The 475-nt window shown below is 57.5% G+C and carries 1 protein-coding gene and 1 pseudogene; both read right to left on the bottom strand.

Annotated elements, in window-relative coordinates; all coding sequences use genetic code 11:
* Positions 1-222: pseudogene (locus DVK07_RS21475) on the bottom strand (NADH-quinone oxidoreductase subunit B); the annotation flags it as partial.
* On the bottom strand, positions 219-475 hold a 257-nt coding region (locus DVK07_RS21470; protein WP_147441333.1), incomplete at its 5' end, for an NADH-quinone oxidoreductase subunit A. The gene DVK07_RS21470 and the pseudogene DVK07_RS21475, both read right to left, overlap by 4 nt.

Raw genomic sequence — 475 nt, 5'->3', positions numbered from 1 at the left:
CTCGATACTGCAGCAAGCGATACCGAACTGCAGCATGAACATCGAAGACCCACGAACCCAGTTCATGAACTTGTCGAACTTCGTGAGGATGAACGGTGACGAGCCGAACGCCTCCCGAAGCTTCGAGTTGAACCGGTCGTCCGCACCCGCTATGCGGGCGTCGCGGGTCTCGGTCTGTACCTGTGTATCGTCAGTGACGAATGGTTTCTGTTCGCTACTCATGCTTGCCTCTCTGTCTTACGACGGTTCGCCTGCGGGCTTTTGACCCACTTGACGGCGCCGTTGCGCCACGCCCAGACGAGGCCGATGACGAGGACACCGATAAACAGCAGCATCGGCGTCAGAATCGTCGCCAGCGACGCGCCCTGTTCGAGGGCGGAGCGGTAAATGACCGTCCACGGGAAAATGAGGACAGTCTCGATGTCGAACACGACGAACAGCAACGCGACCATGTAGTACTGAATGTTAAACTGGA

It is taken from the genome of Halorubrum sp. Atlit-26R, assembly GCF_003666015.1.
GTDB lineage: Archaea > Halobacteriota > Halobacteria > Halobacteriales > Haloferacaceae > Halorubrum.
The sequence above is the reverse complement of the archived record's forward strand: the minus strand, read 5'-3'. Positions and strand labels throughout refer to the sequence as shown.